General features: G+C 63.4%; 14 protein-coding genes. 13 read left to right on the top strand and 1 reads right to left on the bottom strand.

Going from position 1 to position 19,382, the window contains the following annotated elements; translation table 11 throughout:
• Positions 1 to 118: 118 nt before the first annotated feature.
• The 6 genes from pgi to MHM84_RS11190 all read left to right on the top strand — a co-directional run bounded on the left by pgi (position 119) and on the right by MHM84_RS11190 (position 9,873).
• A complete protein-coding gene (pgi, locus tag MHM84_RS11215) occupies positions 119 to 1,786 on the top strand; it encodes a glucose-6-phosphate isomerase (RefSeq protein WP_239266091.1) in 1,668 nt (555 codons plus the stop codon).
• 28 nt (positions 1,787 to 1,814) lie between these two features.
• Positions 1,815 to 2,474 (top strand): YqiA/YcfP family alpha/beta fold hydrolase, encoded by a 660-nt coding sequence (locus tag MHM84_RS11210; protein WP_239266088.1) that lies wholly within the window; start codon positions 1,815 to 1,817, stop codon positions 2,472 to 2,474.
• Between the two features lie 25 nt (positions 2,475 to 2,499).
• Positions 2,500 to 4,380, top strand: a complete 1,881-nt coding sequence (gene parE / locus MHM84_RS11205) for a DNA topoisomerase IV subunit B (protein ID WP_239266086.1) — start codon at positions 2,500 to 2,502, stop codon at positions 4,378 to 4,380.
• A gap of 178 nt (positions 4,381 to 4,558) precedes the next feature.
• Positions 4,559 to 6,811, top strand: a complete 2,253-nt coding sequence (parC, locus tag MHM84_RS11200) for a DNA topoisomerase IV subunit A (protein ID WP_239266084.1) — start codon at positions 4,559 to 4,561, stop codon at positions 6,809 to 6,811.
• 86 nt (positions 6,812 to 6,897) lie between these two features.
• On the top strand, positions 6,898 to 8,103 hold the full coding sequence (gene serB / locus MHM84_RS11195) for a phosphoserine phosphatase SerB (protein ID WP_239266082.1): 1,206 nt from the start codon (positions 6,898 to 6,900) through the stop codon (positions 8,101 to 8,103).
• A 93-nt stretch (positions 8,104 to 8,196) separates the two neighbouring features.
• The gene (locus MHM84_RS11190; RefSeq protein WP_239266080.1) at positions 8,197 to 9,873 is read left to right on the top strand and encodes an HD domain-containing phosphohydrolase; all 1,677 of its coding nucleotides are present in this window, start codon (positions 8,197 to 8,199) and stop codon (positions 9,871 to 9,873) included.
• Positions 9,874 to 9,886: 13 nt separating this feature from the next.
• On the opposite strand, the gene MHM84_RS11185 is transcribed toward MHM84_RS11190, so the two are convergent.
• Entirely contained in the window at positions 9,887 to 10,882 is a 996-nt protein-coding gene (locus MHM84_RS11185) for an AraC family transcriptional regulator (RefSeq protein ID WP_239266078.1), read from the bottom strand.
• Positions 10,883 to 11,069: 187 nt separating this feature from the next.
• On the opposite strand from MHM84_RS11185, the gene MHM84_RS11180 reads away from it, so the two are divergent.
• From MHM84_RS11180 to MHM84_RS11150, 7 genes are all read left to right on the top strand, one after another.
• Positions 11,070 to 13,244: a TonB-dependent siderophore receptor gene (locus tag MHM84_RS11180; protein ID WP_239266076.1), complete on the top strand. Its 2,175-nt coding sequence runs from the start codon at positions 11,070 to 11,072 to the stop codon at positions 13,242 to 13,244.
• 16 nt (positions 13,245 to 13,260) lie between these two features.
• On the top strand, positions 13,261 to 14,193 hold the full coding sequence (locus MHM84_RS11175) for an alpha/beta hydrolase-fold protein (protein ID WP_239266074.1): 933 nt from the start codon (positions 13,261 to 13,263) through the stop codon (positions 14,191 to 14,193).
• 57 nt (positions 14,194 to 14,250) lie between these two features.
• Positions 14,251 to 15,312, top strand: a complete 1,062-nt coding sequence (locus MHM84_RS11170; RefSeq protein ID WP_239266072.1) for a M4 family metallopeptidase — start codon at positions 14,251 to 14,253, stop codon at positions 15,310 to 15,312.
• Complete coding sequence (locus tag MHM84_RS11165) at positions 15,309 to 15,644, top strand: protealysin inhibitor emfourin (RefSeq protein ID WP_239266069.1); 336 nt, start codon at positions 15,309 to 15,311, stop codon at positions 15,642 to 15,644. The genes MHM84_RS11170 and MHM84_RS11165 overlap by 4 nt, the downstream gene beginning before the upstream one ends.
• Positions 15,645 to 15,859: 215 nt before the next feature.
• The gene (locus MHM84_RS11160; protein ID WP_239266066.1) at positions 15,860 to 16,108 is read left to right on the top strand and encodes a TIGR02647 family protein; all 249 of its coding nucleotides are present in this window, start codon (positions 15,860 to 15,862) and stop codon (positions 16,106 to 16,108) included.
• 372 nt (positions 16,109 to 16,480) lie between these two features.
• Positions 16,481 to 18,190 (top strand): 2-isopropylmalate synthase, encoded by a 1,710-nt coding sequence (gene leuA / locus MHM84_RS11155; RefSeq protein WP_239266064.1) that lies wholly within the window; start codon positions 16,481 to 16,483, stop codon positions 18,188 to 18,190.
• A 40-nt stretch (positions 18,191 to 18,230) separates the two neighbouring features.
• Positions 18,231 to 19,382 (top strand): MFS transporter, encoded by a 1,152-nt coding sequence (locus MHM84_RS11150; protein ID WP_239266062.1) that lies wholly within the window; start codon positions 18,231 to 18,233, stop codon positions 19,380 to 19,382.

Here is a 19,382-nt window from a genome sequence, read left to right as displayed (position 1 = left end):
ATTCGCAAACGGTCTATGGGGCGCGATGATGGCGCAAAACGTCATTTTACGTGCCTGCAGCCGGGCTTGCACCCGCAGGCCAGGACGGAACCCACCCGCGTTCAAGGAGAGATAGTCGATGACGACACGTGAACCGATCGATCAGCAGCAGGCCTGGCAAGCGTTGAGCCAGCATGCCGAAGCCATGCGCAAGGTCCATCTCAAGGACCTGTTCCAGGAGCAGGATGGACGGCATGAACGCTATGCCCGGCGCGCTGCCGGCATGATGCTCGACCTGTCCAAGCAGCGCTGGCGGGACGAAACGCTGGAGATGCTGCTCGAACTGGCACGTGCCGCCGACGTGCCGGCGGCGATCGATCGGCTGCTCTCCGGGGCGCGGGTCAACCTGTCCGAGGATCGTCCTGCATTGCATACCGCGTTGCGCCTGCCGGCGGATGCCAAGCTCGAGGTGGATGGCGAAGACGTGGTGCCTGGCGTGCATCGTACCCTCGATCACATGGCGACCATGGTGGCCAAATTCCACGCCGGGCAGTGGCGGGGCGCAACGGGGCGAGCGATTACCGACGTGGTCAACCTGGGTGTCGGCGGCTCCGACCTGGGGCCGCTGATGGTGACTCATGCGCTGGCCGACTATCGTCCGCGCGACGTGCATCCCGTGGAAGTGCACTTCGCCTCGACCATGGACGGCTCGCAGCTCGCCGACTATCTGGCGCGCCTCAATCCCGAGACCACGCTGTTCGTGATCTCGTCGAAGTCGTTCACGACCATCGATACCCTGTCCAACGCGTTGACCGCCCGCGACTGGCTGTTTTCCCATCTGGCCGACGGTGACGACGTCGACGGGCTGGTGATGCGCCAGCACTTCATCGGCGTCTCCGCCAGTCGCGAGAAGATGAGCGAATGGGGGATCAGCGAGTGCAACCAGCTGGAGTTCTGGGAGTGGGTCGGGGGGCGCTATTCGCTGTGGGGGGCTATCGGCCTGCCGATCGCCCTGGCCGTGGGTATGGACAATTTCCGTGCGCTACTCGACGGGGCGCATGCCATGGACCGTCATTTCGCCACGGCGGAGCTGGCCGACAACCTGCCGGTACTGCTGGCGCTGGCGGGGATATGGAACGTCAATTTCCTCGATATTCGCGCCCACTCGATCCTGCCCTACGATGGGCGCCTGGAATATTTCGCCAGTTACCTCGAGCAGCTGGAGATGGAGTCCAACGGCAAATCGGTCACCAACGAAGGCGACAGCGTCACCTACTCCACCTGCCCGGTGCTCTGGGGGCAGTTGGGCCCCAATGCCCAGCACGCTTTCTATCAGTTGCTGCATCAGGGCACGCAACCCGTCGAGTGCGATTTCATCGCGCCCATTCGACGTTACGACCGCGTCGAGGACGAAGCGACGCGCAAGCACCTCAAGGGCCAGCACCGCCTGACCCTGGCCAACTGCTTCGCCCAGTCGCGCGTGCTGATGCTGGGTGACGACGCCATCGAGGACGACGGCCCGCGCCCCAGCCACAAGCGCTATCGCGGCAACCAGCCGTCGACCACGCTGCTGCTCGACCGCCTGACCCCGGAAACGTTGGGCGCGTTGGTCGCACTCTACGAACATAAGGTGTTCGTCCAGGCGACCATCTGGGACATCAATCCCTTCGATCAGTGGGGGGTCGAGCTGGGCAAGAAGATCGCCACTCAGACCGAGCAGATCCTTACCTCTCACGAGGGTATCGAGTCGCTGGACGATTCCAGTCGTGGCCTGATCGAGGCGGTATGGCGGGAAAGTGACTATTGATACTGTTTATTTGTCCAGGTTTTGAGGTATGCTGAGCCTAGCGTCGGCAGTGTCGCCCGTCGATGGCGTGCTCTATCTGCATGGCTTCAACAGCGGCAGCGAGTCGCCCAAGGCCAGACTGATGCGCGCCGCCTGTGCGCGCATCGACCATCGAGGCAGGCCACTGGCCTGCCTGACGCCACAATTGCCGCACCACCCTCAAGCGGCCTACGAAACGGCCGAAAAGGTATTACGAAGTCTGGGAGACAATACGCTGTTGGTGGGTAGTTCGATGGGCGGTTTCCTGGCGACCTGCCTGGCGGAGCGTTTCGCGCTGCCGGCGGTGGTGATCAATCCGGCCGTGGAGCCGGCCCGGCTGGTCAGCGAGTGGCGGGGCATGGCGTTCGTCAATGACTATACCGGCGAACGCTTCGTCATCGAGGCGTCCCATCGGGACGAGTTGCAGGCCTTGACGCCGGCGAGCCTGACGCCGCAGCGCTACCTGCTGCTGCTCGGCACGGCCGATGAGACGCTTGACTGTCGCGAGGCCTTCCAGGCATATGCAGGGTGCCGTACGCTCCTCCTGCCCGGTGGCGATCACGGCTTCAGTCGTTTGCGTGAATTTCTGCCCGCCGTGCTGGCTCACGGTGGACATCGGCTGGACGATGTACCATCCGCCGTCGACGAGGTGTCCGGCACCGCTCCCTGAGACAATACAGCATCATGGACAACGCATGACGCAATACAGCGCCACTTCGATCGAGGTCCTTTCCGGCCTCGAGCCGGTGCGCAAGCGCCCCGGCATGTATACCGATACGACCCGCCCCAATCATCTGGCTCAGGAAGTCATCGACAACAGCGTCGACGAGGCCTTGGCCGGGCATGCCCGCGAGATCCAGGTGCGCCTGCTCGATGACGGCGGCATCGAGGTGACCGACGATGGGCGTGGCATGCCCATCGACCTCCACCCCGAGCATGGACTGTCGGGGGTCGAGCTGATTCTCACCAAACTGCATGCGGGCGGCAAATTCTCGCAGTCCAGCTACCGCTTCTCCGGTGGCCTGCACGGCGTTGGCGTCTCGGTCGTCAACGCGTTGTCGCAGCGGCTGGAGGTGGAGGTGTGCCGTGACGGTCAGCGTCACGCCATCGCCTTCGAGAAGGGCGAGAAGGTCGAAGAGCTGTCCGTCATCGGGGCCTGCCCCAAGCGCGCGACAGGAACCGTGGTGCGCTTCTGGCCCGAGGTGGAATACTTCGACTCGCCCAAGCTGTCGCTACCGCGACTGAAACATTTGTTGCGTGCCAAGGCGGTACTGTGCCCCGGGCTCAAGGTGGTATTGACCGAGACCGACGGCACCCAGAGCACCTGGCAGTACGAGGATGGCCTGCGCGATTACCTGGCCCAGGCCACCGACGGCTACGAGGTTTTGCCGCCATCGCCGTTCATCGGCCACTTTGCCGATGACGAGCAGGCCGTCGATTGGGCGATCCAGTGGTTGCCGGAGGGCGGCGAGCCGCTGATGGAAAGCTACGTCAACCTGATCCCCACGCCATTGGGCGGCACGCACGTCAATGGCCTGCGTTCGGGGCTGCTCGAGGCGCTGCGCGAATTCTGCGACTACCGCAGCCTGCTGCCGCGGGGCGTCAAGCTCACACCCGACGACCTGTGGGAGCGCGTCTCCTTCGTGCTGTCGGTGAAGATGCTCGATCCGCAGTTCGCCGGCCAGACCAAGGAGCGCCTGTCGTCACGCACCGTAGCCGGGTTCGTTTCCGGCGTGGTCAAGGACGCCTTCTCGCTGTGGCTCAATCATCACGTCGATCAGGCCGAGGCGCTGGCCGACATGGTCATCAGCGCTGCCCAGCGACGCCAGAAGAGCGCCAAGAAGGTGGCGCGCAAGAAGGTCACCGCCGGGCCGGCACTGCCCGGCAAACTGGCCGATTGCTCGGGACAGGACCCGGTGGCGAGCGAGCTGTTTCTGGTCGAGGGTGACTCCGCGGGTGGCAGCGCCAAGCAGGCCCGCGACCGCGAGACCCAGGCGATCCTGCCGCTGCGCGGCAAGATTCTCAATACCTGGGAAGTCGACTCCCACGATATCTACGGTTCCCAGGAAGTGCACGACATTGCCGTGGCCATCGGCACCGATCCGGCCAGCGACGATCTGTCCAAGCTGCGCTACCACAAGGTTTGCATCCTCGCCGATGCCGACTCCGACGGTCTGCACATAGCCACCCTGCTGTGCGCGCTGTTCGTGCGTCACTTTCCCGCGCTGGTCGATGCCGGTCATGTCTACGTGGCGATGCCGCCGCTGTATCGCATCGATCTCGGCAAGGAGGTGCACTATGCCCTCGACGAGAGCGAGAAAGCGGCGATCCTCAAGCGCCTCGAGGGCAAGCGCGGGACACCCAACGTGCAGCGCTTCAAGGGCCTCGGCGAGATGAGCCCGCTGCAGTTGCGCGAGACCACCATGGCGGTGGATACGCGGCGCCTGGTGCAACTGACCCGGGTCGAGGGCGATGGCACCAGCGAGATGCTCGACATGCTGCTGGCCAAGAAGCGCGCCGGCGATCGCAAGAGCTGGCTGGAAGACTACGGCAACCTGGCCGACATCGAAGTATGAGCATGCCTGCGCGCGGCTCATACGGCGTTGAACGCTGAGCGCCGAATGCTCATTGACAGCCAGTCAACTCCGCTTCGCCGCTCATCGTTCGCCTTGTCTGAGTCACGCTCGGCGATGCCCTCGAGGGATGTCGACAGGCAATGATCGGTCGATCGAATCGTTGAATAGGAATCGATAAATGACCATGGATATCCAGGTAGCGGAAGGCGACGTCGAACGCCTGTCGCTCCGTGAATACACCGAAAAGGCGTACCTCGACTATTCGATGTACGTGATTCTCGATCGCGCATTGCCGCATATCGGCGACGGCATGAAGCCGGTACAGCGACGCATCGTCTATGCCATGCGCGAGTTGTCCTTGACCGCCAACGCCAAGTACAAGAAGTCGGCGCGCACCGTCGGCGACGTGCTGGGCAAGTTCCACCCGCATGGCGACAGCGCCTGCTACGAAGCCATGGTGCTGATGGCGCAGCCGTTCAGTTACCGCTATCCGCTGGTCGACGGCCAGGGCAACTGGGGGAGTCCCGACGATCCCAAGTCGTTCGCGGCAATGCGCTATACCGAGGCGCGGCTGTCGAAGTTTTCCGAGCTGTTGCTCGCCGAGCTGGGGCAGGGCACCGTCGACTGGATGCCCAATTTCGACGGCACCATGAACGAGCCGGCGGTGCTGCCGGCGCGTTTGCCGCACGTGCTGCTCAATGGCGCCACGGGGATCGCGGTGGGCATGGCCACCGACATTCCACCGCACAACGTCAACGAGGTCGTCGAGGCGACCTGTCACCTGCTGCGCCATCCCGAGGCGACGGTCACCGACCTGGTCAAGTACGTGCCGGCGCCGGATTTCCCCACCGAGGCCGAGATCATTACCTCGCGCAGCGACCTGCGCAAGCTCTACGAGAGCGGGCGTGGCTCGGTCAAGCTTCGCGCGCGCTACACGCTGGAAGAGAGCAGCATAGTGATCACTGCGCTGCCTTATCAGGTCAGCGGTTCCAAGGTGCTCGAGCAGATCGCCGCGCAGATGCAGGCCAAGAAGCTGCCGATGGTCTCCGACCTGCGCGACGAATCGACCCACGAGACGCCGACCCGGCTGGTGATCGAGCCGCGTTCCAACCGTGTCGATGTCGAATCATTGATGGCGCACCTGTTCGCCACCACCGACCTCGAGAAGAACATCCGCGTCAACCTCAACATCATCGGTCTCGATGGGCGGCCGCGGGTCATGCCGCTCAACGACATGCTCGGCGAATGGCTGGCCTATCGTCGCGCCACGGTGCGCCGGCGTCTCGAGCATCGCCTGGGCAAGGTCGAGGATCGCCTGCATATTCTCGAGGGCTTGCTGACCGCCTATCTCAATATCGACGAGGTCATCCGCATCATCCGCGAGGAGGACGAGCCCAAGTCCGCGTTGATGCAGGACTTCGGTCTTACCGAGCGGCAGGCCGAGGCGATTCTGGAGCTGCGCCTGCGTCACCTGGCCAAGCTCGAGGAATTCAAGATTCGCGGCGAGCAGGACGAGCTGCTGGCCGAGCGCAAGCGCCTGCAGGAGCTGCTCGGCAACGATGCGGCGCTGACCGACCTGATCGAGGAAGAACTGCGCGAGGCCGCTCGCGAGCATGGCGACCCCCGGCGCTCGCCGATCGTCGAGCGCGAGGAGGCCAAGGCACTCTCCGAAGTCGAGCTGATGGGCGCCGACCCGGTCACCGTGGTGCTTTCGGAAAAAGGCTGGATCCGCAGTGCCAAGGGCCACGAGATCGATCCGGCGGGCCTGGCCTTCAAGGCCGGGGACCGCTTTCATCTGGCGGCGCGTGGCAAGACCAACCAGCCGCTGGTGTTGCTCGACGACAGTGGGCGCACCTACACGCTGGCCGCACACAACCTGCCCAGTGCGCGTAGCCAGGGCGAACCGGTGACCGGACGGATCAACCCCGCCGCCGGGGCGCACATGGTCGGCTTGATGCTGGCCCCGCCCGATACCCGTTACTTGTTGGCCTCGGATGGCGGCTACGGGTTCATCGCCCGCCTCGAGGAGTTGATTGGCAAGAACAAGTCGGGCAAGGCGGTACTGTCGGTGCCCAAGGGATGCAATGTGTTGCCACCGCAACCGGTACCCGGGGGGAGCGCAGCCAGGGTTGCCGTGGTGTCCAACGAAGGCCGCCTGCTGCTGTTCGATGTCGATCAGTTGCCGGAAATGGCCAAGGGCAAGGGCAACAAGATGCTCGACATCCCCGGCACGCGGGCTTCGCGTCGCGAGGAATTCGTGCGCGATCTGCAGATTCTGCCCGAAGGCGCGGCCTTGGTCGTGCATGCCGGCAAGCGCAAGCTGACCATCAAGGCGACGGATCTCGATTATTACGTGGGTGAGCGTGGCCGACGGGGCAGCAAGTTGCCGCGCGGCTTCCAGAAAGTCGATCGGCTTGAGGTAGAATCCTGACCTCGGGCTTCGGCTTAACGCAGGTTACCTCATGGATCGTGGCTGCATGCCACGATCCGCTGCCATTCATCTGATTCGAGAATGTCATGACTCGACGCATTCTGATCCGTGCCACCGGCACGGCACGCCCCGGCCAGCTGGCTGGTCTTGGACGCGCGCTGGAGCGCTGCGGTGCCCGTCTGCTCGACATCAACCAGAGCGTGACGTTCGGCATCGTGTCGCTGGAAGCCCTGGTCGGACTCGATGAGGATGCGGCACTGGAAGCGACCCTGAACGACGCCGGCGACGAATTGGGGCTCGACGTCCAGGCGATCCAGGTCAGTGCCGACGACTACCAACGCTGGACCAGCCAGGCAGGCCAGCCACGCTTGATTCTGACGCTACTGGCACCCCGCTTGCCGGCAGGCATTCTCGCCGAGGTGGGCACACTGACCGCCGAGCACGGCCTGACCGTTGAATTGATCCACCGACTGTCCGGACGCGAGCCGCTGGACGGCGAGGCGCCCGAGTACGGTGCGTGCGTCGAGTGCTGGCTACGCGGCGAGGAGACCGATCTCGAATCGCTGCGTGAAAAGGCCCTGGCGCTGGGGGCCATGCACGGCGTGGATATCGCCATTCAGGAAGATTCCATCTGGCGCCGGCATCGCCGCCTGGTCTGTTTCGACATGGACTCGACCTTGATCCAGGCCGAGGTCATCGATGAATTGGCGCGTCGCCATGGCGTCTACGAAGAGGTGGCGGCGGTCACCGAGCGGGCCATGCGCGGCGAGCTGGACTTCCAGCAGAGCTTTCGCGAACGCATGAGCAAGCTCAAGGGCCTCGACGAGAGTGTGCTCAACGAGATAGCCGAGTCGCTTCCGTTGATGGATGGCGTCGAGCGCTTGATGAAACATCTCAAGCGCCTGGGCTATCGTACGGTGATTCTCTCGGGTGGCTTCACGTATTTTGCCCGGCACCTTCAGAAACACCTGGGGTTTGACGAAATCCATGCCAACGAGCTGGTGATCGAGAATGGCAAGGTGACCGGCGAGGTGCGTGAACCGATCGTCGATGCCGATCGCAAGGCGGCCCTGCTGTGCGAGATCGCCGAGCGTGAGGGGCTGTGTCTGGAGCAGACCATTGCCGTGGGCGATGGCGCCAACGACCTCAAGATGCTGGCGACCGCCGGACTCGGCATTGCCTACCGGGCCAAGCCCCTGGTGCGTAGTCGGGCACGTCAATCCATCTCCACGTTGGGTCTGGATGCCGTGCTGTATCTGATCGGCTACCGACAGGGCGATCTGGAAGCATGAGCCGGCGCTTGGCTGGCCGTGCTAGCCAACGACAACATAACGGGCTGGGGGCCATCGCCCCCCGTTCTTAGCGAACGTAGCGTAGGGAACGAGATGAACGAGTCGCCTTCGACCGTCGAGCATGCGGGGGAAATCGCCAAGTTGGTGGAGGCGATGAGCCAGCCCGGTGGCGTGTCGCTGAGCTTCGAAGAGCATGGGACACCGGTGTCGGTGCTCCTCGTCGAGGTGTTGGAAGATCGGCAATTGGTGCTCGATATCAGTGCCGTCCCGGAAATTGCCGGTGCGCTGATGGCCGAGCGCCCGTTTCGCCTGACCGGTCAGGCGCATGGCGCCATGATATCGACGGAGCCGCTCACGGCATTGCCGTTGAGCGGCACGCCGGGGCGCCTGCAGTTCAGTTGTGGATACCCGTCGCGCCTCGACGTCTGGCATCGGCGCAATGCATTCCGGGCCGAACTTGGCCCTGGCATGACCGTAGCGGTGGAGCTGGAACTCGACGCCGAGCGCGAGACGGTCTACGGCGAGTTGGTCAACCTTTCACTGGGAGGTTGCCTCGCACAGTTGCCGTTGAACAAAGCCGCCGAGCTGAAGTCGGGTCAGCGACTGACGCGCCTGGAGGCCGTTTTCCCCAGCGGACAGCGTTTGGCGGCGCAGGGTAGGGTGCGCCATGTGCGCATCGATGAGAAGTGGCAGCGCGCTCTGGTGGGCTGCGAGTTCGATACGCCGTCACCCAAGCTGGAGCGCTGGATCTGGTTTTTGGTCAAGGAGATCGAGCGCGAGGCGGTTCGCAAGGCGGCGCAGGGCGAGAAACCGTTGGACCCCTCGGAGCTGTTCCGGGCAGCGTCCGCAGCATCGCAGGCACTGCCCGCCCGCCGGCTGCGTGCCGACTATGCCACGCCGATGGCGCGCCGGCTGGCCAAGATCGCCGACTTTCTCAATGCCCAGTTGGTACAGTTGCAGCACGACGGCGCCCTGGACCGTGCACAGTTGTCACGCTACAGCGACATGCTGCTGGGGCTGCTCGAGGAAGACCGCGAGGCACTGGTGTTCGCCAGTGTCTGCCTCCATCACGAGCCGCAACTGGTTCAGCACGGTTTGGCCGTGGCGATTCGCCTGGCCGACCTGGCCAAGGCGCGCAGGGCACCGCGGGAGTTGCTCAAGGCCATCGTGGCGACCGCCATGGTGCACGACCTGGGCAAGGCGATGCTGGACGACGCGCTGCGCAACAGCTCTGCCTTCGATGCGGCACAGCGCGAACGGCTAAGCGGCCATGTCGCACTGATTCGCGATAAGCTGGAAGCGTGTCGCTGGCTGTCGCCCCAGGTGGTCCGCAGCGTTGCCGGAGAGATCAACGAACGCCTCGATGGCAGTGGCTATCCCAACGGCTTGCAGGATAGCGACCTGCCGGAGCTGAGCCGCATGGCCATGGTGGTCGATGTCGTCGACGCCATGACGCGTCAGCGTCCGGATCGACCGGCCTGGTCGCTGGAGGATACCTATCGGCATATGCTGGGACGGCCCGGCATGTTCGATCGCGAATGGGTACAACACTATATTCGCCACTTCGGTCGTTATCCGATCGGCAGCTTGGTGCGCTTTTCGAGCGGAGCGCAGGGTTGGGTCCAACGGCTGGACAGCAAGGGACAGCCTCGCCAGATCGCCGTCATCAGCCCCACGTCACAGTTACGCCTGGATGGCGAAGTGAGGTCGCTGGGCGCGATAGAGGAGATTCTGCGAGCGCCATTGCCGGAGTTGCTGCCGAGGCAGTGAGGCGGTGCCTGTCCTACGGCTGGCGGCAGGTGCTGGGGTTGATGCCGAACTGACGCTTGAAAGCCGTGGCGAAATTGGCGGCGCTGGTGTAACCGGCCAGTGCCGCCGCCGCTTCCACACTGATGCCCTCATTGCTCAATGCCTCGCGCGATGCCTGCAGGCGGCGCTCACGCAGATAACGCCCCAGGCTGACACCGAACCTTGCCCGGAACTGACGTTGCAGACTGCTGTAACTCATGTTGAGTCGCGCGGCCAGAATCTCCTGGGGAAGGTGATGGGCCTCACCGCTATCGATCATTTCGCGAAGGCGTAGCAGTCGCCTGTCCTTGCCGAGCCGGGGCGGCTCGTTATGGCTTGAGGGCGGGAAGCGCGTGGCCGACAAACCTTCTCCGATCAACGCCAGTGCGCAGCCCTCGACGGTCAAGCGCTCGCTCAGTTCGGACACCGCTCCCGTTTGTGGGGCGGAAAAGAGGCGTTGCGCCAGTTCCAGTACGGCGGCCGAGGGGGTCCACGTCGCCAATCCCAGATGCTGCCCCAACGCCTGCCACAACGACCGCTCGGCGGCATGCGACGCCTGATGGCGATGTAGCCAATCCGGTGTCAGCGTGATCGTCAGGGTTCGCTCGTGCCCGTGCGCGCGTCCGATGCGTTGGAAATCGGTCTTTTCCCTGAGCGAGAGCAACATGGCCTGTATCGCAGGTCCTTCCCGGTTTGCCGGTCCCAGCGTGAGCTGATGATGGCCGAATCTGACCCGGGCCTGTCCGGACAGGACCAGGGCCAGTCGAATGCCAGGCGGCAACTCGGCCTCGCTGATCAGATCGTAGCGATCCCTGACATCCGCCAACCTGACGTACATGCCGGGCTGTGGCTGGATCATGCGCATGCTGCCTTCGAGCAAGGGCGCGCGTTGGTCCCAGTTCGGGGCGTGCAGTTCATGATGCGCCACGAGCTGGGAGGCCATGTCGCGGAGTCGCTGTTGATCGATCATCGGCGGGGAGGAGGCAAGCATGGTACGGATTCTCGTGTCACTGAAAGCGCCTGGCGTGGAAAAGGTTCCTCACGTGGACGGCGTTCGCCGATTTCGCAAAGCATTTCGCCGGTTTCGCAAAGGCGAAGCGATCGTGTAGCTGGAATAATGCTCGGCATTGGCAGTTGTTGCAATAGATTATCATTGCCACTTGAGCAGGCAGGTACACATGGGAACGAACACGTTGAGCGACATGAAAAGAACGCCGCTGTCCCTGGCGATTGGCGGCGCCTTGTTGATGAGTGCATCCCCCTACGGTTGGGCACAAGAAACGCAGACGGCCAGCTCTAACGATCGTCTCGCCACGATTACCGTCGAAGGCAACCGGCTCTATGAAATGCTGCCCTCGGAGCAAACCGCAGGGTACGACGTCGATGCCGCGACCGTAGGCACCAAGGTGCCCGCGGCGCTGCGCGACATTCCCCAGTCGATCACGGTCGTCACGCGCGATGCCATCGAGGATCAGAATTTCACGACCCTCGACGAGCTGGGACGCCGCACGCCGGGCATGCGCGTACTCAGCAACGACAATGGACGCTCGTCGATATATGCGCGTGGCTACGAGTACGACGAGTACAATATCGACGGTCTGCCAGCCCCGATGACCAGCATCAACGGGTCGGTGCCGTCATTGGTGGCCTTCGACCGCGTCGAGATCATGCGCGGCCCGTCCGGCCTGTTCAACAGCACCAGCGAAATGGGCGGTATCGTCAATCTGGTACGCAAGCGGCCTACCGACGAGTTCCAGGGGCATATCAGCGGCAGTATCGGCAGCTACGATCAGGGCTCGGTGGAAACCGACCTGTCGGGGCCGATCGACGCCGAGGGCCGTATTCGCGGCCGGCTCGTGATCGATCATACTGACCATCCCCAATTCGTCGATCGTAACGATAACGAACAAAACGACGTTTATGCGGCGGTGGATATCGATCTCGACGAAGCCACGACGCTGGGGCTGGGCTTTATCCGCAACGCCAAGGATATCGTCGTCAACAATGGGCAGCCGGTCGGCAGCGACGGCGGTCTGCTCTATAGCCGTCGCTCGGCGTTCTATGGTGCCGAGTGGAACGATTTCCAGAGTCAAGCCAACGACTGGATTGCCGAATTGACTCATCGCTTCGCCAACGGGGGGTATGGGCGCATCGCGGCGCGTTACTCCGATCGCAATGCCTCTTACAATTATGCCTTCGGCGGCAGCGCCCTAGACGATGCAGGCACACTGAGCGTGGCGGGTATCGGCAGCCGGGTCGACCAGCAGGCGCTATCGCTGGATGCCAGCTACAGCCAGCCGTTCGAGACTTTCGGCAATGTCAGCGAATTCGTCATTGGCAGCGATTACAAGCGCTACGAGACGGAGATCGAATCGGGCCGTTCGCGGAGCCTGGCCAATGGTCGGGTGACCCTCGGTGAGCTCAACGATCTCGATTACGTGGATATCCTGGGCGCCGCGCGTAGCAGTGGGCGAGGCTATAGTTATGCCGATACCACGCTCGAGGAAACGGGGCTGTATTCCAAGTTGACCCTGCGTCCCGTGCAGTCGTTGGCGCTGATCGCCGGCGGCCGGTTGAGTCGCTACGATGTCGACTACACCGAACAGGCGGACGGTGACGAAGACAGCCGCAGCGATAGCGAGTTCACGCCCTATGCCGGTCTGGTCTACGACATCGGCGCGAATCACTCGCTTTATGCCAGCTACTCGCAGGTATTCAAGCCGCAAACCAGTTACGCTGCCGATGGCGGACTGCTCGAGCCGCGCGATGGCGAACAGTACGAAGTGGGCATCAAGGGCAGCTATTTCGGCGGCGATCTCAATGCACGTCTCAGTGCCTTCCGTCTGTATGACGAAAACCGCGCAGCGACGCCGGACGACACGGGCGCCGATTACGTAGTGCCGGTCGGCGAGATGCGTATCCAGGGCGCCGAAGTCGAGCTGGTGGGCAGCCTCACCGATCAGTGGGACGTGATCGCAGGCTACACCTATCTCGATACCGAGGTTCAGGAAGCCTCGACGGCTCGCGACGACGGTGTCTTCCTGCTGATGCCCAACAACATCGTCAATCTGTGGACCCAGTACAGTTTCGCGGGTAGCGCCCTGCAAGGGCTGCATGTGGGTGGCGGTATAACGGCGCTGAGCGACTTCAGTTCCAGCAACGATGTCGAAGCACCCGGTTATGCGGTGGTCGACGCCATGCTCGGATACGATTTCACATCACAAGCCAGCGGCCAGTTGAATTTCAACAACGTTTTCGATCGGGAGTATTACAACCGCGTGGGAGGGACGAACACGTTCAATATGGTAGGGGCCCCTTCCAATATCGTCGCCTCGCTGCGTTATGACTTCTAAGCCGTCCCGGGAGCGCATGTCGCGCTCCCGTTTTCTTTCGCGCCTTCTCTATTGCCTGCTACTGGTATCGGCCATGGCTCACAGTCAGGACACGCCTGCCGTTACCCTGCCGGGAACGCAGGCGTTCACGTTGCAATCGCCCCAGACAGGGGGCGATTATCTCATTCAAGTGTCGGTGCCCGGCACGCCTGCCCCCAAGCAGGGCTATGCCGTACTCTACGTGCTGGACGGCAATGCCCGGTTGCCGCTGCTGCACATGGCGAGGGACACCCTGACCCGGCAAGGCCCCTACGGCGGTGGAAGCCCGTTGTTGATCGTTGGGATCGGATATCCGGACACCGAGCGCTTCGACGTTTCACGTCGGGCGCTCGACTATACGCCGCCGACCTCCGGCCCGGCCGGGGAAGGCCGCGAACAGGGTGGGGCCGAGCGCTTCCTGGCGTTCATCGAGCAGACGCTAAAGCCGGCCATGGCCGAGCGCTTTCCGATCGATGCATCGCGTGAGGCGCTGATGGGCCACTCCTATGGCGGCCTGTTCGTGATGCATGTCCTGCACACGGCACCGCAAAGCTTCGAGCGTTACATTGCCATCAGTCCGTCGCTCTGGTGGCAGCATCGGCAGGTACTCGATGCACTGACGTCGCAACTCGATTCATCGGGCGACGCGCCGGTGCGACACGTCCTGATCGGTGTCGGTGAACTCGAACAGACACCGGCGGCGGAAGAGGCGGATACGCCTCGAGCGCAGCACAAGCGCACCCATGCCATGGTCGACAATGCCCGCCGTGCCGCCCAGGTTCTGCAGCGTCTTCGCCCACAATGGGTAACCCGCTTCGATGTCTATCCCGACGAGGATCATGGCAACGTCATGTGGCCGGCTGCGCAAGAAGCCATCGACTTTCTCAAGGGGTGGGATACCGCGGAACAGGACACGAACGGCGCATCTTGAGCCACACTGAAAGCCAGGCAGACAGCGAATCATAGCGTTCGCCAGGAGAGGCTTGGAATGAGGTCATTGCATCACCGTTTGCGTCGCCACGGTTTCATGCCGCCCTATGTGCTGGAGCGGATTGCCGCACATGATACCGGGCGGCTTCGGGCCGTGGCGCGCCACACGCTAACCACCGACCGGACGTTTCGCGCCCGGCGCGGGCCGCATGTTGTCGAGGAAACGACGGCTCCACCGATGCGAACGGCGCCCGGACAGCCCATGCGATACATCCATAGCGCCGATCATGGCCAGGTGCTGCCCGGCCGGCTGGTGCGGGCAGAGGGGCAGGAGGCCAGCGGTGATCCCGCGGTGGACGAGGCCTACCGTTGGTTAGGAGCGACCTATCGGTTTTTCTGGGAGGTGTTTGCGCGCGATGCCATCGATGGTCAAGGCATGCCGCTGATCGGCACGGTGCATTTTGGCCAGGATTACGATAACGCCTTCTGGAACGGGGCGCAGATGGTCTTCGGCGATGGCGACGGCGAACTGTTCAATCGCTTCACCGCGTCGCTCGACGTGGTTGCCCACGAACTTGCCCATGGCGTGACCGAGCGCGAGGCTGGCCTGGTCTATGCCTACCAGTCCGGGGCGCTCAACGAGTCGTTTTCGGATGTGTTCGGCAGCCTGGTCAGGCAGCACTACCTGAACAGGACGGCGGCACAGGCTGACTGGCTGATCGGTACCGAGCTGTTGACCGATCGGGTCGCTGGCCGCGCCATGCGCTCGCTGGCCGAACCCGGAACGGCCTATGACGACCCGGTGCTCGGTCGCGATCCCCAGCCCGGCCACATGCGCGACTATGTCGAGACTCAGGCCGACAATGGCGGTGTCCACATCAACTCAGGCATTCCCAATCGTGCCTTCTATCTCGTGTCGGCGGCCTTGGGAGGCTATGCCTGGCTGGCACCAGGGCACATCTGGTACGACACCCTGCGTGACCCACGTCTGAATCCCGATTGCGATTTCGTCACCTTTGCCCGGCTGACCGAAGACAACGCCGACCGACGCTTCGGCAGGCACAGTCGCGAAGTGGTGGCCGTTCGCGATGCCTGGCGAGGCGTGGGGGTGACGTCATGAACCAGTCCATGCCCCGGCTGGGGTCGCATAGTGTGCTGCTCCTTCGGCGTGAGGGGGGCATTGCGCATTTTCCGGGCTTGGCGGCGCCTCGCCGTATCCACTGCGATCAATGCTCCGAGGAACAACGTCAATGGCTGCAGGGGCTGCTCGAGCAGGCGAGGCAGTACCCGGATATCGATGGCGGCGCCGATCGACGGCGCTTGTGTATCGAGATCGCCGAGAACGACTCGCCAACGGCTACGGCATCGCCGGCCTGGACGTTGTCACTCGACGAATCACGGGCGCCTGAGGCTCTGTTGAGGCTCTGGCGTCATGGCATGCTGAACGACTAGGCACTGTCCGAGAAGTACTGCGCTCGGCGATACGGCGTTAAAAATCGGCTCAAGATGCTCATTTACACCGCGTAAACTCCGCTCTTTCGCCGACTTTCGCCTTGTCTTGCCGTCGCTCGTCGACTTTTCAGACAGCACCTAACAACCATGCATGGCAGAAACGGCTTTTTCTGACCTAAAGTGAAGAGCGTCATAACAACAACCCGAGGTGATTCATGTCCTACACGCCAGACATACTCGAAGAACTCAACGTCCTGTGCCTGTTCAATCTGGCGACGACCCAGGAGGGCATCAAGGTGCATTCATCGGCAAGGCCGGAGAAGGTCGCCGCCACCAGACGCCTCCACGAGCGAGGCTTGGTGACCCAGCCCGACGGCGGTTATCTGACCGGCCTTGGCCGCGACGCGGCAATACAGGCGCAGAATCTTTTGACCATCCTGTCGACGGCTCCGGTCACCACCTGAGGGCTGGCTGGAGTTGACAAGCTCTGGGCGAATTGATTTTCTTGAAAGATGAATACCGGCACCTGCACTCTCACGCTATCGCTACGACTACCCGGCGCGCTCTGATTGCGCCGCCATGCCCTTGCGCACTGTGTCCTTTCCGTCGAGCTACGCGAGTCGATCCAATGCCGGTCATCCCTTTTCAGCCTCATTCTCCATCGCTTGCGGTGGTCGTCCGCCACCAGGGCAGCAACGCTGCACGATGGGTGGCTGCCACTGACAAGACACGTCCGATATATCGCCATGTTGCCCCGCTGAACCTCGGTCCAGCGGGGCATTTAGTTACTCGTTCCGAATATCCTGATCCGCACCGCCAGCCGAGGAGCTTTCGTCATGATGTTGCCTGATCCTTCCGCCAAATATCGTCCCTTCGTTGCCGTCGATCTGCCCGATCGCCAGTGGCCGAACCAGCGCCTCACTCACCCGCCGGTGTGGTGCAGCGTCGACATGCGCGACGGCAACCAGGCGCTGATCGATCCCATGGATCTCGAGCGCAAGCGTCGCTTCTTCGACATGCTGGTGAAGATCGGTTTCAAGGAGATCGAGGTGGGCTTTCCCTCGGCCTCGCAAATCGACTTCGATTACGTGCGCGAGCTGATCGACAACGACCTGGTGCCGGACGGCGTGAGCATCCAGGTGCTGACCCAGGCCCGCCCGCACCTCATCGAGCGCACTTTCGAGGCGCTCAAGGGCGCCAAGAAGGCCATCGTGCACGTCTACAACGCCACCGATCCGGTATTCCGCCGCGTGGTGTTCAACGTCGACAAGCCGCAGTGCATCGAGATCGCCACCGATGCCACCGCGCTCATCAAGCAGCGCATGGCGGAGCATCCCGAGACCGACTGGACCTTCCAGTACTCGCCGGAGCTGTTCACCTCCACCGAGCTCGATTTCGCCGTGGAAATCGTCGATGCCGTGGCGGCCACCTACGGGCCGACCTCCGACAAGCCGATGATCGTCAATCTGCCTGCCACGGTGGAGATTGCCACGCCCAATCACTATGCCGATCAGATCGAATGGTTCTGTCGGCATGTCGCCAACCGCGACAGCCTGATCGTCAGCGTGCACCCGCATAACGATCGCGGTACCGGGGTGGCGGCAGCCGAGCTGGCGGTGATGGCCGGCGCCGACCGCGTCGAGGGTACGCTGTTCGGCAACGGCGAGCGCACCGGCAACGTCGATATCGTCACACTGGCGATGAATCTCTATACCCAGGGCGTGCACCCGCAGCTCGATTTTTCCAACATCACGCCGATCATGCGCGAGGTGGAACACTGCAATCAGTTGCCGGTGCATCCGCGTCATCCCTACGTCGGCGACCTGGTGTTCACGGCGTTTTCCGGATCGCACCAGGATGCCATCAAGAAGGGCATGGCCGAGCGACGTAAGCACCCCGACGCCATGTGGGCGGTACCGTATCTGCCCATCGATCCGCTCGACGTGGGGCGCAGCTACGAGGCGGTGATCCGAGTCAACAGCCAGTCCGGCAAGGGCGGGGTCGCCTACCTGCTCGAAGAGGAGCACGGCATCGAGTTGCCGCGCCGGCTGTCCATCGAGTTCAGCCAGGTGGTCCAGGAGGTCGCCGAACGCACCGGCAAGGAAATCACCTCGCAGATGATCTACCAGGCGTTCGCCGACGAGTACCTGGACAGCACGTCGCCGTATGCGCTGATCAATCATCGCCTGTCCTCCGAGCCGGACAGCCCGCGAGTGCATCTCGAGGCGGTCATCGAGGAGAACGGCAGCCGCGCGACCCTGCAGGGGACCGCCAACGGTCCGCTGGCTGCGTTCATCAAGGCGCTCGGCGCCCACGGGCTGAACATCGAGATCATCGACTATCATGAGCATTCGCGAGGGCAGGGCGCCGAGGCGGAAGCCATCGCCTACGTCGAGGTGCGCATCGATGACCAGGCGGTGTTCGGCGTCGGCATCGACGAGAGCATCACCAGCGCCTCGATGAAGGCCGTGATGGGCGCGCTCAACCGTCACTTGGCAACCCACCGGGAAGCGGCGCCCAACGTCACCGCCGACACCCTCAAGTAACCGCGATAGGTTGTTTGCTTTTCGGAAAGGATGCCGAATCTTGCCTGAGTCAGCTAATAACGACGACCGCGCCGCGCGCCTGGCGCGCCGCGGCGTGCTCGGCCTGTTCCTGATCAACGGGCTGATCACGGCCAGCCTGGTGCCGCATATTCCGCTTTTTCAGACGCGCCTGGACCTGAGTCCGGGGTGGCTGGGCATTGCCCTGCTGGGGGTGGCCATCGGTGCTATCGTCAGCATGCCCATCACCGCGCAGCTCATCGAGCGGTATACCAGTCGTGCCGTCGTCACGGTGGCTACGCCGATCTACTGCCTGGCGCTGATCGGGCCGATCGTCGCCCCCTCCCTGCCTACGCTGTTCGTGGCGTTGGTGTTGTTCGGCCTGGGCAATGGCAGCATGGACGTGGCCATGAATGCCCAGGCGGTGGATATCGAGAAACGCTACGGTCGGCCGATCATGTCCTCGTTTCATGGTTTCTTCAGCCTGGGCGGGCTGGTCGGGGCCGGGGGAGGCGGGCTGCTGCTGGAGGTGGGCGTGGCGCCGTGGGCCCATGCCACTTTATTGGCGGCGGTGCTGCTGGTGGCCTGCGTCCCGGCGCTGCGGGTGTCGCTACGCGGCCAGGGCGAGGCGAGCGGCCCCCAGTTGGTATTGCCGCGTGGTGCCTTGCTGGGCGTCGGCGTGCTGGCGTTGTTCACGCTGTTCTGCGAAGGGGCAATGAACGACTGGAGCGCCATCTACCTGCGCGATGCCTTCTCGATAGGGCCGGGGCTGGCGGCGATGGGCTACGCCAGCTTTTCACTGACCATGACCCTGGGCCGGCTATCCGGCGACCGCGTCGTGGCGCGTGTTGGCAGGGTCCTGGCTGCCCGGCTGAGCGCCGCTCTTGCGGCCAGTGGCATGGCGCTGACCCTGCTGGCGCCCTCGTTCTGGGTGGCGCTGGTCGGCTTCGGCATCATCGGCCTGGGGCTGGCCAACATGATCCCCATCCTGTTCAGCGCCGCGGGCAACTCCCGGACCATGCGCCGCGGCCCGGCGATCGCCGCCGTGGCAACGCTGGGCTACGCCGGGTTGCTCACCGGGCCGCCGCTGATCGGGTTCGTGGCACAGCTGACGAACCTGACGACGGCGCTGGCGATGCTGGTCGTGGCCATGCTGTCGGTGATCGCCTGCGCCTCGATCATTCGGCATACCTGA

Origin of the sequence: Halomonas sp. McH1-25 (assembly GCF_022348165.1) — a bacterium.
Lineage (GTDB): Bacteria > Pseudomonadota > Gammaproteobacteria > Pseudomonadales > Halomonadaceae > Modicisalibacter.
The sequence above is the reverse complement of the archived record's forward strand: the minus strand, read 5'-3'. Positions and strand labels throughout refer to the sequence as shown.